Raw genomic sequence first — 13,699 nt, 5'->3', positions numbered from 1 at the left:
GCCGCACCCGAAATTTCGCGCGCGCCGGCATCTTTCGCGCGCGGCTGTGGAGGGCACGGGACTTTTCGCGCGCGGCGGCATCGTTCGCGCGCGGCTGTGGGGCGCGAGACGGATCGGGGTGGGGCTGGCGGTGCTTACGCCACCACGGCCGGGGGCGCGGGGCCCTCCCCGCACACGGAGGACGCCAGACCACGACCGCGGCAGCCGTACAAACCCGAGCGCGAATCAGACTCCCGAGACCTCCTCCGCCAACATCTGGTCGCTCTTGCTCTGGCGGAAGAACTTGGTGCCGAAGAGAAGGGCGGCGGCGAGGAAGGCGAAGACGCCGAGGGAGACGACGCCCCAGGCGCCGCTGTCGGTCGGTACGGATTTGTTGATCGCGGTGCGCATCAGCGGGGCGACGAAGCCGCCGAGGTTGCCGAGCGAGTTGATCAGGCCGATGCCGGCCGCGGCGGCGGCGCCGGTGAGGAACGCGGTCGGGTAGGCCCAGGTGATCGGGCCGACCGAGAGGAAGCTGGCAACTGCGAAGACGATGCAGACGATGCCGAGCAGCGGCTGACCGTTCGCGCCGGCCCAGGCCGAGCCGAAGATGAAGAGTCCGGTGGCGAGGTAGAAGCCGGTACCCCAGGTCCGGCGGCGGAAGACCGTGTTGGCACTGCGACCGACCAGGTAGCAGGCAATCAGACCGACCAGCCACGGAATGCCGGAGACCAGGCCGACCTGCCAGCCGATGTCCTGGCCGATCAACGACGACACCTGCTGCGGCAGATAGAAGGTGGTGCCGTAGACCGCGATCTGCAGGCAGAAGTAGATGATCGTGAAGTACCAGACCTTCCAGCTGGTCAATGCCTTCAAGATGCCTGACGGCCCGTCGGAGGTCCTCGCGTGATCCTCTCGAGCCATCGAGTCGGTCAGCGCCGTTCGTTCCGGATCGGTCAGGAACTTGGCCTCGGCGGGGCCGTTGATCAACACGAAGACGGCGACGATGCCGGCCGCGACCGCCAGAATTCCTTCGCCCATGAACATCACCTGCCACCCCTCCCAGGGGGTGACCTTCTCGCCGAAGCTGATCAGGCCGCCGCTGAGCGGTGCGCCGATCATCTGCGAGAACGGCTGGGCCAGATAGAAGATCGCCAGCATCTGCACCCGGACCTTGTTCGGGAACCACTCGGACAGGTACATGATCACGCCGGGAAACAGGCCGGCCTCGGTAACACCGAGCAGGAACCGCAGGATGATGAACATGGTGTCGTTATGGGTGAACGCGAACAGCGACGCCACGATCCCCCAGGTGATGGAGATCCGGGCCAGCCAGAACCGGGCACCGAACTTCTTCAGCATCAGGTTGCTGGGAATCTCGAAGATCGCGTACCCGATGAAGAAGATGCCGGCACCGAGCGCGAACGCGCCGTCGGAGACACCACGGTCGACCTGCAACGCCTCCTCTGCGAAGCCGACGTTCGTACGATCCAGGAAGGCGACGAAGTACAAGATCACCAACATCGGCATCAGGTGCCGCGCGGTCTTGCTGATCGCTGATTTCAGCTGCGGACTGCTGGTGTCGACTGTGCCGGCAGCTCGTCCTGGCGTGGACATCGTCTCTCCCTTGATCGGCGGCACATGCCGGACACCCAAGAGCGCCGCAGGGCGCCCCTTCAGTCCGGACACAGACTCGGGATCGTATAGGAAATAGGACCGAGCGCCAATCGAGGAAGTTGTCAGATTGCGACAGTGTCATATCCTGACAGGAGTGTGCAGGTCTGCTGCGTACGGTTCGAAGGAGGAACAGGATGAGGAAGTCAGCGCCGGCACCGGCGACGCCGAGGGTGGTCGACACCGAGGTGGACGTGCTCGTGGTCGGATCCGGTACGGGGATGGGTGCGGCACTCGCGGCAGCCGATCAGGGACTCGACACGCTGATCGTGGAGAAGACGGAGTACGTCGGCGGCTCCACTGCTCTCTCCGGCGGCGGGCTGTGGATCCCCGGCAACTCGACCCTGGGCGAGGCGGGCACCGGCGACTCGATCGAGGACGCGAAGACCTACGTCGGCGACCTGGTCGGCGACAGCTCACCCGTCGAGCGCTGGAGCTCGGCAGTTGATCATGGTCCGGCCGCCTTCGACCTGCTGCGGCGGACGACTCCGCTGCGCTTCATGTGGGCACCCGGCTACTCCGACTACCACCCCGAACACCCCGGCGGCAGTGCCACCGGCCGGACCTGCGAGGCCAAACCGTTCGACGCCAAACGGTTGAAGGAGTCCAGACGCCTTCTGCGCAAGGGAAATCTCGAGGCACCCGTGCCGATGCCGGTGACCAGCGTGGACTACCGGCTGATGAACCTGGTCACCAAGCTGCCGTCCAAGGGCGTCCCGGCAATCGTTCGCCGGGCCGTCCAGGGAATCGGCGGGATGGCCGTCGGCCGCGAGTACGTGGCCGGTGGGCAGGGTCTGGCCGCCGGCCTGTATGCCGGGGTGCTGGGCGCCGGCATCCCGATCTGGACCGAGACCGCGCTGACGAGGCTGATCACCACCGACGGCCGGGTCAGCGGTGCGGTCCTTGATCATCACGGTCGCGAGGCCACCGTCACCGCTCGCCGCGGGGTGATCCTGGCCACCGGCGGATTCGATCACAACGTCGCCTGGCGTCGGCAGTACCAGTCCGCCGGACTGCAGGACTGGAGCCTGGGCAACCCGGGCAACGTCGGCGACGGCATCCGGATCGCCCAGGAGGCCGGCGCCGACACCGCGCTGATGGACCAAGCCTGGTGGTTCCCGTCGGTCGCGCCGCTGGACGGCGGCTCACCAACCGTGTTGCTGGCCGAGCGATCGCTGCCAGGCAGCTTCATGGTTGATCAACACGGTCGACGGTTCACCAACGAGGCCAGGGACTACATGTCCTTCGGGCAGGCGGTGATCGCCCGGGAGAAGGCCGGCGATCCGATCACCAGCATGTGGCTCATCTTCGATCAGGCCTATCGCAACAGCTATGTCTTCGCCGCCGGCATCTTCCCGCGGCAGCCGCTGCCGAAGGCGTGGTACGGGGCCGGCATCGCCCACCGGGCAGGCAACGCGACCGACCTGGCCGCCTCGGTCGGGCTGCCCCTCGACGCGTTCAGCGGCACCTTCGACCGGTTCAACAACCTGGCCCGGTCCGGTGTTGATCATGATCACGGCCGCGGCCAGAGTGCCTACGACCGCTACTACGGTGATCCAACCCAGCGACCGAACCCCAACCTGCGCGCTCTGTCCGGCAACACGCTGTACGCGGTCAAGGTGGTGCTCGCCGATCTCGGCACCTGCGGCGGCGTCCGGGCCGACGGGCAGGCCCGGGCTCTGCGTGCCGACGGAACCCCGATCGAGGGTCTCTACGCCATCGGCAACACCGCCGGAAACGCCTACGGGCACTACTATCCCGGCGCCGGCGCGACCATCGGTCAGGGCCTGGTGATGGGCTACGTCGCGGCTCGGCACGCAGCCCGATCGGCGGCCTGATCGGCGGCCCGGTCCGCCATACTCCAGCCATGGCAGAGCGCTATCAGCCGACACCGGCCAAGGAACGCTACGCGGCGGTACGCCGCCGGGTCGAGGAGGCGGCGGCCGAAGAATTCCGCCGGCACGGCTACGCGGCAGTGACTGTGGAGTCCATCGCGCTCGCGGCCGACGTGTCCCCGCGGACGATCTACCGGCACTTCGGCAGCAAGAGCGGTTTGGTCGCTGCCTCGGCGCAGGGCTGGGCGGACGCCTTCACCGCCCGGCTGGCCGAGACACCGGCCGAGGCACCGATCAACGAGCGACTGCGCTCGGCGATCGGTGCTCTCGACCTGGACGACATCGACGAGGTCTCCCGCCCGCCGCTGCGGCAGGCCGCCGATGATCCGGCGGCGCGGGCGACCTGGCTGGCCACCATGTTCGAGCAGCAGGATCGGATCGCCGACATCCTCCGCCCGGCAGGAGAATCTGCCGATCCGAGTCGGGGCGACGTCTGGCGGCTGCGAGCCGGATTGATCTTGGTCGCCATGATCACCGGACTCGACGGCTGGCTCGACTCACCGCGGGACGCGCCGGCATCGACCTACGTGTTGGCCAATCTCGATCTTGCCGACCCCTTTCTGGAGGACCGTTCCTGATCCTGGCCGGCCGACTCGGCGTCACGAAGTGCGGTGCAGCTGGATGATGCCGCGCCGATTGGCCTCGGCCAGCGCCGCGGCCCGGCTGTCCACGCCGAGCTTGGTGAAGATGTGATGCAGGTGGGTCTTGACCGTGGCCTCGCTGACGAACAGTTCGCGGCCGATCGCCCGATTGGAGTGGCCCTGGCCGAGCAGCTCGAGGACCTCGATCTCCCGGCTGGTCAAGGCATCCGAGCCGGTACGCAGCCGGCCGACCATGCGCGCGGCGACCGATGGTGAGAGCGCGGTGCCGCCGGCGACCGCGCTGCGGATCGCGTCGAACAACTCGGCCGGTCGACTCTCCTTCAGCAGGTAGCCGACCGCGCCGGCGTCGAGCGCACCGACGATGTCGGCGTCCGAGTCGTACGTGGTGAACACCAGCACCCGGATGCCCGGTTCGGTCTTCATCAGTTGCCCGGTGAGCTGCACGCCGCCGACCTCGGCACCAAGATCAAGATCCATCAGCACCAGGTCGGGACGCAGCCGAGCCGCCAGCTCGAGCACCTGATCATGATCACCGGTGTCACCGACGACCTCGAAGTCGGACTGGGTGGACAGCAACGACGTCATCCCGTGACGCAGCACCGGATGATCATCCACCAACATGATCTTGATCATCAGTTCTCTCCGGCAGGATCGGGCACGTCGGCAGGAGTGTCGTCGATCGGGACGGTGGCGGCGATGACCGTGCCGCCGGGCCGGCTCTCCACGGTGAACTCGCCGCCCAGGTTCTGCACCCGCCAGGCCATCGCCCGCAGGCCGTAACCGCCCCGCTCCCCCGGTTCGCCCGGTTCATCCGATTCCCCCGGTTGATCGGCGTCGAAGCCGATGCCGTTGTCGGCGACGTCGACACCGACCTCGTCGTGGTGGAAGGTCAGAGTGATCTTGATCATGGACGCCTCGGCGTGCTTGCGGGCGTTGGTGATCGCCTCCTGCGCGACCCGCAGCAACGCGTGCTGGACCTCGGCCGGCAAGGCCCGCCGATTGCCGACCAGCTGCAGCTCGGCGCCGGTTTCGTCTGCGAGGTCCTGCAAGGCCGGGCCGAGATCCTGACCACTGAGTCGCTCGCTGGCCAGCCGGTGCAGCATCCGCCGGGTCTCGCTGAGGTTGTCCCGGAGCACCTGCTCCGCCTCCCGGACCGAGGTCCGGGCGGGACCATGATCATCTTCTGCCCAGGTCTGATCCGCGGCCTCCAGCAGCAGCAACTCGCTGGCCGTGCCCTGGACGACGGTGTCGTGCAGCTCGACCGCGACCCGGTGCCGCTCGGTGAGCATGCCGGCGTTGCGTTCGGAGGCGGCGAGTTGATCACGGGTCGTGATCAGGTCGTTGATCAACTTCTGCCGGGCGTCGAACAGCCGCTCGAGAGTCGCGTACGCCATCGAGAGCACCACTCCACCGGCGATCGGCCCGATCACCAGACCGAAGTCCCGGCCGCCGGACAACAGATACAGGCTGATCGCCACCGCAGCCACCAGGCCGGCGTTCAGCACGGTCGCTGTCCGCCCGGAATGCACCCGGTGGATCGCGAAGAACAGCGGGAACGCGCACCAGGCGAAGCTGGACGCGCTGATCACCAGACCGATCCAGATCACCGCCGCCGCCGTGATCGCGACCCGCTGCCGCAGCGGCGAGGGTTCGCCGACGACACCGAGCGCGTACACCAGCAGGCAGACCCCGGCGGCGACCAAGATCACCGTGCCGCGCGTGCTCAGGCCGTGGTTGGTGACGAAGCGGGCCGCGCAGATCGCGGTGATCAAGAACAGCGCGACGTCCACCACCCGGTCGATCCGGCGCAGTTCGGCCGGCCGGTTGGCGAGGGCTTGGGAGGTCGACATCACCGGCAAGTATTGCCGCAGCAGGCAGGCATTCCGCCCCGGCAACGCATCAATCGTTCGATTGATCTGTTCCTGGCCGATCGCTCGATGTCTCCTCGTTCTTGGCCGACCAGCATGGAGTGCGTTGGATTTCCCAAGCCTGCAAGGAGAATTGCCGTGAAGAAGATCCGATTCGCTCCGCTCGCCGCTGCCGGCGTCGTACTGGGCCTGACCGTGGTCGGTTGCGCCACCGCCGCAAGCGCCGATCCCGCCGATCGGGGCCGCGGAGCGGACAAGCCGGCCACCCCGGTGACGGTGGCGAAGAAGAACACCGTCACCCTGCCGCGGGTGACCGACGACGCCGCGATGACGGCGGCCCGGGCCGCGCTGACCCAGTGCAAGGCGGACGGGCTCGGCTTCGTCAGTGTTTCGGTGGTCGACCGTGCCGGACAGTTGCAGGCCTTCGTACGCGGAGACACCGCGGCCCAGCACACGATCGAGTCGTCCCGGCTGAAGGCCTACACCGCCGCGGCGTTCGGCGCCGACACCAGCGATCTGGTCGAACGGGCCGACAAGGGCGGGCTCCGCGATCTGCCGGACACCCTGTTCCTGCCGGGCGGCGTCTCGGTCAAGCAGGGCAAGGCGTCGATCGCCGGGATCGGTGTGGCGGGCGCGCCGGACGGCATGCTGGACCAGAAGTGCGCCGCCGCCGGACTGGCCGCGATCGCCAAGTGAGCAGCAGCGGACTCAGGATGACTCGATTCCCCCGCCGGCGCCGGATCTTGATACCGCTGGCGGCCGTAGCGTTGATCCTGTCGGCGTGCACCGGCCCGACCTCCGGGCCGGATCGGCCGCCTGCCAGCAAATCCTCGGCGGGTACGCCGCAGCCGACGGAGCCGACTCCGACAGCTCGGCCATCGGGACGCAGTCGGGCGGCGGCGAACCGGGACCTGATCCGGGCCACTCGCTCGGGCGACCTGGACTCCGTACGAAAGGCACTGGCCGAGGGTGCCGACCCGGATGCCCGCAGCCAGGCCGACCGGCCGGTGCTGCTGATCGCGACTCGGGCGAACCGGGTCGCGATCGTGCGGGCACTGTTGGAGGCCGGTGCCGATCCCGACGCCGAGGACTCGATCCGGGATTCGGCCTTCCTCTACGCCGGTGCCGAGGGACTCGACGAGATCCTGAAGCTGACGCTGGAGCATGGTGCCGACGTCAAGAGCATCAACCGGTACGGCGGCACCGCGCTGATCCCGGCCGGTGAGCACGCGCAACTGGAGACCATCCGGATCCTGATCGACGCCGGCGTACCGGTCAACCACGTCAACAACCTCGGCTGGACCGCGCTGCACGAGGCGATCGTGCTCGGCACCGGCTCCGACCGCTACGTCGAAGCCGTGCGGATGCTGTTGGCCGCGGGAGCTGATCCGTCGCTCCCGGACGGCAACGGGCGGTTGCCCAGGCAACTGGCCGCCGATCGCGGCTTCGACAAGATCGCCACCGAGATCGATCGGCACCACTGACCGTCCCGACGATTCGGTCCGTGGATCGGCATCCGCTTTGTCCGGGCCGACTGCCGCGAACCCTTGCGGGCGGACGGCAACCGGAGTGTCATGGGGCCAGGACGCGGGGACGTCCGGGGTTGCGCTGCGATGGTGCGGAGGGGTGGTCGTCGATGGCCGTCAAGACAGAACCTCAAGCGGGAACGAAGAGTTCCGGCGCGCGGACGAAGGGCAGATCGGGCGAACTGGCGCCCGACGATCCGGCCACGATTCGCAACATCGCGCTGGTCGGCCCGTCCGGCGCCGGCAAGACGACCCTGGCCGAGGCGCTGCTGGCGCACACCGGGGTGATCAATCGGGCCGGCACCGTCGTCGACGGCAACACGGTTTGTGATCATGATCCGGCCGCGATCCGGCAGCAGCGTTCGGTGTCGATCGCGGTCGCGCCGCTGTTCTGTGAGGGCGTCAAGATCAACCTGATCGACACCCCCGGATACCCGGATCTGGTCGGTGAGTTGCGGGCCGGGCTGCGGGCCGCGGACGCGGCCCTGTTCGTGATCTCGGCGACCGAGGTGTCCGGTCAGCGCGGCGGCGAGGGAGCCATCGATCCGAAGACGATCACCGAGTGGGAGGAATGCGCGGCGGTCGGCATGCCCCGTGCGGTCGTCATCACCCAGGTCGACCACCCGCGGGCCGATCCGGAGGCCACCGTCGCGGCCTGTCGGCAGGCGTTCGGCGGCGGCGTGGTGCCGCTCTATCTGCCGATCCGCGAGGACGGCCCGAACAACGATGCCAAGGGGGTCACCGGACTCTACGGACTGCTCTCCCAGACCCCGGCCGACCATGCCCCGTCCGGCAACGCCGACGACGCTCGCGCCGAGCTGATCGAGGGCATCATCGAACAGTCCGAGGACGAGACCCTGATGGATCGCTACCTGGGCGGCGAAACGATCGAGGTCGACACTCTGATCGCCGACCTGGAGACGGCTGTCGCCCGCGGCAACTTCTATCCGGTGATCCCGGTCTGCGCGCCGGCGGGGATCGGGCTGGATGCGCTGCTGGAGGTGCTGGCCGGCGGTCTCGGCTGCCCGCTGGAACGACGTCCGCAACCGGTGTCGCGGCTGCACGGCGGGCCGCATCCGCCACTGACGACCGATCCCGGCGGACCACTGGCGGCCGAGGTCGTACACACCTCGGCCGACGCCTATGTCGGCCGGGTCTCCTTGGTACGCGTGTTCTCCGGCACCCTGCGTCCGGATGTCTCGGTGCACATCAGCGGGCATCATCTGGCCGGACTGCCGGCCACCTCGGCCAATCCCGGCGCCGACGACGATGCCGGGCCGGACGAGGAGGAACACGACGACGACGAGCGGATCAACCACCTCTTCTCGCCACTCGGCGCGACGTTGCGGGAGATCCAGTCCTGCGTGGCCGGCGACATCTGCGTGCTGACCAAACTGGAGACGGCGGAGACCGGTGACACCATCTCGGCCAAGGACCATCCGCTGCTGCTGGAGATCTGGGATCTGCCCGAGCCGCAGCTGCCGATCGCGATCGTGGCGCACAGCCGCAGCGACGAGGACGCGCTGGTACGAAGCCTGGCCCGGTTGGTGGCCGCCGACCCGACGTTGCGGCTGGAACGAAATTCGGAGACCCACCAGACAGTGGTCTGGTGCATGGGCGAGGCACATGCCGACGTGTTGCTGTCCCGGCTGCGGGCGGGCGGAGCGGAGGTCGACACCGAACCGGTGAGGGTCCCGCTGCGGGTGACACTGGCCGGGTCGACCAAGGCCACCGGGCGGCACGTCAAGCAGTCCGGTGGCCATGGCCAGTACGCGATCTGTCAGGTCGAATTCGAGCCGTTGCCTCGGGGCAGCGGCTTCGTCTTCGAGTCGAAGGTGTTCGGTGGGGCGGTTCCGCATCAGTTCATCCCCAGCGTCGAGAAGGGGATCCGGGAGCAAATGCAACGCGGTGTCACCGAGGATCGACAGCCGGTGATCGACATCAAGGCGACCCTGGTCGACGGCAAGGCCCACAGCGTCGACTCCTCCGACGCGGCTTTCCAGACCGCCGGCGCGCTGGCGTTGAAGGAAGCAGCCGCCGACGCCGGCACGGTGGTGCTGGAACCGCTGGACGAGGTGTCGGTGCTGCTGCCCGACGACCACCTGGGCGCGGTGTTGGCGGACCTGTCCGGACGCCGCGGCCGGGTCCACGGCACCGATCTGGTCAGCCCGGGCCGGACCCTGATCCGCGCGGTGGTGCCCCGCACGGAGCTGTTGCGGTACGCCGTCGATCTTCGCGCGATGACCGCCGGAGCCGCGACCTTCACCCGTACCGGCACCCAGTATGACCTTGCCGGCTGATCATGGCCACCGTTCGCTACATCGTCGACGACGTCCAGGCCGCGGTCGACTTCTACCGTGACGAACTCGGCTTCCGGCTGATCATGCATCCCGCGCCGGAGTTCGCGATGCTGACCGCCGGTGACCTGCGGCTGACACTTTCCTCGCCGGTGGCTGCCGATCATCCGGGCGGCGGCTCCCGGCCGATGGCCGACGGCACGACCCAGCGACCGGGCGGCTGGAACCGGTTCGCGCTCGAGGTGGACGACCTTGCCGAGACCGTCGAGCGGCTGCGGCAGCACGGAGTCCGGTTCCGCAGCGAGATCGTCTTCGGGATCGGCGGCAATCAAGCGCTGGCCGAGGACCCGTCGGGGAATCCGATCGAACTCTTCCAGCCGACGATCCCCGAAGCGCGGGAGCAAGCAGCGTTCGACGCGGAGTGATCAACGCTCGCCATCAGCGGTCGCTGACCAGCGCCTCGACTCCGGCGAGGATCCGCTGGAGGCCGTACTCGTAGGCCTGGTCGGTCTGTCCGGCTTCGGCCGATGCGGCGAAGGCCCCGATGCTCAGCGGAAAGTCGGCGGCCCGGTCCCCGACCACCGCCGCCAGCGGCGCCCCGATCGCCTGCTCCGGATCGTCGGCACCCTGCTGCTGAACGATCCCGCGTACGTGCGAACTGACCAGCACCAGGGTGTCCAGCCGCTCCGCCGCCGTCAGCTCCAACTCGTCGAGTGCGGCCAGGCCGGCCTCCATCCAGCCGAGTTCGTTGGGCCCGATCAGCCTGCCGCCGGACGCGGCCGCGGACAACCAGCGATGCGTCCCGAAACCCGCTCGGATCGCGTCGGCCCAGGCTCGCAACCCCTGTTGCCACGAACCGGACGTATCCGGCGCCGGCCCCATCGCGGCCTCGATCATCAGCGCGACCAGTTCGGCTCTTGCCGGCACGTGCCGGTAGAGCGCCATCTTGGTCACGCCGACCTCGCCCGCGATCCGCTGCATCGACGCCGCCTCGATCCCTTCGGCATCGGCGATCCGGATCGCCGTCGCCACGATCAGCGCGCGATCGACCCGCGGTTTCGGGCCACGGCTGCCGAGCGTGGGCTCGGACCACAGCACGGCGGCCACCGACTCGTTTGACATTTGTGCACTTCACCCCTTGCCAACTGTGTCTACCAGATACTAATCTGTTTCCGGTAGACACAGTTCTGATCCGACAAGGGGATGTTGATCATGAAGGTGCTGATTTCGGGGGCAAGCATCGCCGGGCCCGCGGTGGCCTACTGGCTGGTGCGGCAGGGCCATCAGGTGACCGTCGTCGAGCAGGCGCCGACCGTCCGGGCCGGTGGCCAGGCAGTCGACTTCAAGGGTGCGACGCATCGGCTGGTGCTGGAGCGGATGGGTCTGTGGGATGACATCCAGGCGATTCGGCCGGCTCCGGTCGACCAGCACATCGTGGATGCCGCGGGCCACGTCCGGGCGGTGATCCCGCATGAGTTCACCGGCGGCGACGTGGAGGTGCTGCGCGGTGATCTCGGCCGGCTGCTGTACGAACGCACCGCCGACACTGCCGAGTACGTCTTCGATGATCGGATCACCGCACTGACCTCGTACGCCGATCGGGTCGAGGTCGAGCTGCGCAGCGGCCGCCGGGACAGCTACGACCTGGTGGTCGGCGCGGACGGCATCCACTCCGGCGTCCGGCGGCTGGCGTTCGGTCCGGAGGACGATTTCGTCGAGTTCCTCGGCAACTGCTACGCGGTGGTCGGCAGCAACTCCGCGGCGGCGATCGAGTCCGGTGACCATGATCGAATCAAATCCGGCGATTACAATCGACGCGGCCGGGCGATCGGTTATTGGTACAACGTGCCGGGACGGTTGGCGGCGATCGGCGGGCCGAAGGCACCCAACCTGTACGTCTTCTCCGCGCCGAAGAACGCCTACGTCCGCGGCGACATCGGGCAGCAGAAGAAGTTGATCATGGACCGGTACGCCGATGTCGGCTGGCGGGTGCCGGAAATGCTGGCCGGGTTGGCCGACGCGGAGGAGTTCTACCTGGACGGGATCAACCGGGTCCGGATGGACAGCTACACCCGTCCCCGGGTGGTGCTGGTCGGCGACTCCGCCTACGGCAACACCCTCGGTGGCTTCGGCACCGGCATGTCCGTCGTCGGCGCCTACGTACTGGCCGGCGAACTGGCCACCGCGAACGGCGATCTGAATGCAGCACTCGCCGGGTACGACCGGATCATGCACCGCTACGCGAAGGTCGCCCGGTCGGGCAGCGCCGGACCGTTTCTGGCGCCACCGAGCCGGCTGCGGATCAAGCTGCGTGACCTGACCTTCCGCAACCGGACGCTGTTCGGGCTGATGATGAGGATGACCGACAAGTTCGCCACCGACATCGAGCTGCCCGACTACGCCGAGTCGGCCATGAGTTGACCTCGATGACAAGAATCCTGCACCAGTCGGGTCCTGGCCGCCGTTTTCGAGGGGTTCGGGGTCACTGGTGCAGGATCCTTGTCATCTCCCCGGGGCCGACCGTCGATGAGTCCAGCTTGCGAACAGAACCTAAACGATTGACCGCGGACGGGCCGTTGCCGCTAACCTGACAACTCTTGCCGAGTACGAGATGAATCGGATTCACCGGTGAACACAACCCAGCCGATGACGGCGACGACGACCTCGCCGCTGCCCTATCGTTCGCTGATCTGGCTTGCGGTGGCGACCTTTTCCACCGGCATCGACGGCTACGTGCTGGCCGGTCTGCTGCCCAAGATCGCCGCCGACCTGAGCGTGACCGAGGCGCTGGCCGGCCAGCTGGTCTCGGTGTTCGCGCTCACCTCTGCGATCGCCGCGCCGGTGCTCGGTGCGGCCACCAGCGGCTGGGAACGCCGGCGGACGATCGTGCTGTCGCTGGCCGTCTTCGTCCTCGGCAACCTGATCGTCGGTCTTGCCCCTGGCTATTCGGTGGCGCTGTCCGGTCGAGTCGTCGCCGCTCTCGGCGCCAGCCTGCTCAACGCAGCCATCTCCTCCTACGTGATCCACCTCGCCCCCGAACAACATCGCGGCAAGGCGCTGTCCTTCGTGCTCGGCGGCTGGATGACGGCCACCGCGTTGGGAGTGCCGGTCGGGCTGCTGCTCGGCCAGTCGAGCTGGCGCTTCCCGTTGATCATGGTCGCCGTGGTCGGCACGATCGCGTTGATCGGCATCATGATCAAACTTCCCCATCTCCGGTTGCCGGTGACCACCCTGGCGGAGCGGCTGACGCCGTTGCGACAGCCGCGGCTGGTGGCCGGACTCCTTGTCACCACAGGGATCCTGTGCGCCAGCTACACCTGCTTCACCTATGCGGTGCTGATCCTGGGTCCGACCCATCGAGCCGGCTGGATGATCATCTTGATCATGTTCGGCTACGGCTTGGCCAGCATGCTCGGCAACGCGTTCACCGGCCGGCTGGCCGACCGGTTCACTCCACTGCGGGTGCTGACGGTGATCTTGATCGGGTTGCTGCTGAACAGTCTGGTCGGCGCGGTCGCCTTCCAGGTCGCGTCACTGTCGGCAATTGCCGTGCTGGGACTGGTGTGGTTCTTCGTGGCCGGCATCGGCAACGGCGGCGCGGCGGTGCCGCAGCAGGCCCGGCTGGCGTCGATGGCACCGCAGTCCGCGGCGATCGTGATGGCGCTGAACGCGAGTGCGATCTCGCTCGGATCTGCCCTCGGCAGCGGACTCGGCGGCGCGTCGCTGACCGCCGGGCTGGCGCCGTACGAGTTGTTGGGGGTAGCCGCGATCGTGCTCACCGCAACCCTGATCCTGCATCTGGTGGTGGCTCGGCTGACCGCACGTCGTACCGCGGCCGCCGCGGCCTGAGCAAGCAGA

The 13,699-nt window shown here is 68.1% G+C and carries 12 protein-coding genes; 8 read left to right on the top strand and 4 right to left on the bottom strand.

The features are described 5' to 3' along the window. Nucleotides 1–225 precede the first annotated feature (225 nt). The gene (locus FOE78_RS09235; protein ID WP_143986022.1) at nt 226–1,596 is read right to left on the bottom strand and encodes an MFS transporter; all 1,371 of its coding nucleotides are present in this window, start codon (nt 1,594–1,596) and stop codon (nt 226–228) included. A gap of 194 nt (nt 1,597–1,790) precedes the next feature. Here FOE78_RS09235 and FOE78_RS09230 point away from each other — a divergent pair, with 194 nt between their 5' ends. Then, nucleotides 1,791–3,491 (top strand): 3-ketosteroid-delta-1-dehydrogenase, encoded by a 1,701-nt coding sequence (locus tag FOE78_RS09230; protein ID WP_143986021.1) that lies wholly within the window; start codon nt 1,791–1,793, stop codon nt 3,489–3,491. Nucleotides 3,492–3,520: 29 nt separating this feature from the next. Continuing rightward, nucleotides 3,521–4,126, top strand: coding sequence for a TetR/AcrR family transcriptional regulator (locus FOE78_RS09225; protein ID WP_143986020.1), 606 nt, complete (start codon nt 3,521–3,523; stop codon nt 4,124–4,126). A gap of 21 nt (nt 4,127–4,147) precedes the next feature. Here the strand turns inward: FOE78_RS09225 and FOE78_RS09220 are convergent, their stop codons facing one another. Together FOE78_RS09220 and FOE78_RS09215 are read right to left on the bottom strand one after the other, a co-directional pair. Next, nucleotides 4,148–4,783, bottom strand: a complete 636-nt coding sequence (locus FOE78_RS09220; protein WP_143986019.1) for a response regulator — start codon at nt 4,781–4,783, stop codon at nt 4,148–4,150. Further along, on the bottom strand, nt 4,783–6,000 hold the full coding sequence (locus FOE78_RS09215; RefSeq protein WP_143986018.1) for a sensor histidine kinase: 1,218 nt from the start codon (nt 5,998–6,000) through the stop codon (nt 4,783–4,785). The genes FOE78_RS09220 and FOE78_RS09215 overlap by 1 nt, the downstream gene beginning before the upstream one ends. A 156-nt stretch (nt 6,001–6,156) precedes the next feature. Here FOE78_RS09215 and FOE78_RS09210 point away from each other — a divergent pair, with 156 nt between their 5' ends. The 4 genes from FOE78_RS09210 to FOE78_RS09195 all read left to right on the top strand — a co-directional run bounded on the left by FOE78_RS09210 (nt 6,157) and on the right by FOE78_RS09195 (nt 10,266). Continuing rightward, the gene (locus FOE78_RS09210) at nt 6,157–6,714 is read left to right on the top strand and encodes a GlcG/HbpS family heme-binding protein (protein WP_210414900.1); all 558 of its coding nucleotides are present in this window, start codon (nt 6,157–6,159) and stop codon (nt 6,712–6,714) included. A 17-nt stretch (nt 6,715–6,731) separates the two neighbouring features. Further along, a complete protein-coding gene (locus tag FOE78_RS09205; protein ID WP_143986017.1) occupies nt 6,732–7,502 on the top strand; it encodes an ankyrin repeat domain-containing protein in 771 nt (256 codons plus the stop codon). 152 nt (nt 7,503–7,654) lie between these two features. Continuing rightward, nucleotides 7,655–9,844 carry an elongation factor G-like protein EF-G2 gene (locus FOE78_RS09200; protein ID WP_143986016.1) on the top strand — a complete coding sequence of 730 codons (2,190 nt, stop codon included), beginning with the start codon at nt 7,655–7,657 and terminating at the stop codon, nt 9,842–9,844. 2 nt (nt 9,845–9,846) lie between these two features. After that, the gene (locus FOE78_RS09195) at nt 9,847–10,266 is read left to right on the top strand and encodes a VOC family protein (protein WP_143986015.1); all 420 of its coding nucleotides are present in this window, start codon (nt 9,847–9,849) and stop codon (nt 10,264–10,266) included. 13 nt (nt 10,267–10,279) lie between these two features. Here FOE78_RS09195 and FOE78_RS09190 read toward each other — a convergent pair whose 3' ends face one another. Beyond that, entirely contained in the window at nt 10,280–10,963 is a 684-nt protein-coding gene (locus FOE78_RS09190) for a TetR/AcrR family transcriptional regulator (protein ID WP_143986014.1), read from the bottom strand. 90 nt (nt 10,964–11,053) lie between these two features. On the opposite strand from FOE78_RS09190, the gene FOE78_RS09185 reads away from it, so the two are divergent. Together FOE78_RS09185 and FOE78_RS09180 are read left to right on the top strand one after the other, a co-directional pair. Continuing rightward, complete coding sequence (locus tag FOE78_RS09185) at nt 11,054–12,262, top strand: FAD-dependent monooxygenase (protein WP_210414899.1); 1,209 nt, start codon at nt 11,054–11,056, stop codon at nt 12,260–12,262. Between the two features lie 207 nt (nt 12,263–12,469). Further along, a complete protein-coding gene (locus FOE78_RS09180; RefSeq protein ID WP_228266121.1) occupies nt 12,470–13,690 on the top strand; it encodes an MFS transporter in 1,221 nt (406 codons plus the stop codon). Nucleotides 13,691–13,699: the final 9 nt, after the last annotated feature.

It is taken from the genome of Microlunatus elymi (assembly GCF_007362775.1).
In the GTDB taxonomy this organism is placed as follows: domain Bacteria; phylum Actinomycetota; class Actinomycetes; order Propionibacteriales; family Propionibacteriaceae; genus Microlunatus; species Microlunatus elymi.
Note: the sequence above shows the minus strand (reverse complement) of the source record. Positions and strands in the feature narration are given on the sequence as shown.

What these genes read in the sequence shown, in the direction of transcription:
- FOE78_RS09235 (WP_143986022.1), bottom strand. Translation starts at nt 1,596, where the DNA reads ATGTCCACGCCAGGACGAGCTGCCGGCACAGTCGACACCAGCAGTCCG.
- FOE78_RS09230 (WP_143986021.1), top strand. Translation starts at nt 1,791, where the DNA reads ATGAGGAAGTCAGCGCCGGCACCGGCGACGCCGAGGGTGGTCGACACC.
- FOE78_RS09225 (WP_143986020.1), top strand. Translation starts at nt 3,521, where the DNA reads ATGGCAGAGCGCTATCAGCCGACACCGGCCAAGGAACGCTACGCGGCG.
- FOE78_RS09220 (WP_143986019.1), bottom strand. Translation starts at nt 4,783, where the DNA reads ATGATCAAGATCATGTTGGTGGATGATCATCCGGTGCTGCGTCACGGG.
- FOE78_RS09215 (WP_143986018.1), bottom strand. Translation starts at nt 6,000, where the DNA reads ATGTCGACCTCCCAAGCCCTCGCCAACCGGCCGGCCGAACTGCGCCGG.
- FOE78_RS09205 (WP_143986017.1), top strand. Translation starts at nt 6,732, where the DNA reads ATGACTCGATTCCCCCGCCGGCGCCGGATCTTGATACCGCTGGCGGCC.
- FOE78_RS09200 (WP_143986016.1), top strand. Translation starts at nt 7,655, where the DNA reads ATGGCCGTCAAGACAGAACCTCAAGCGGGAACGAAGAGTTCCGGCGCG.
- FOE78_RS09195 (WP_143986015.1), top strand. Translation starts at nt 9,847, where the DNA reads ATGGCCACCGTTCGCTACATCGTCGACGACGTCCAGGCCGCGGTCGAC.
- FOE78_RS09190 (WP_143986014.1), bottom strand. Translation starts at nt 10,963, where the DNA reads ATGTCAAACGAGTCGGTGGCCGCCGTGCTGTGGTCCGAGCCCACGCTC.
- FOE78_RS09185 (WP_210414899.1), top strand. Translation starts at nt 11,054, where the DNA reads ATGAAGGTGCTGATTTCGGGGGCAAGCATCGCCGGGCCCGCGGTGGCC.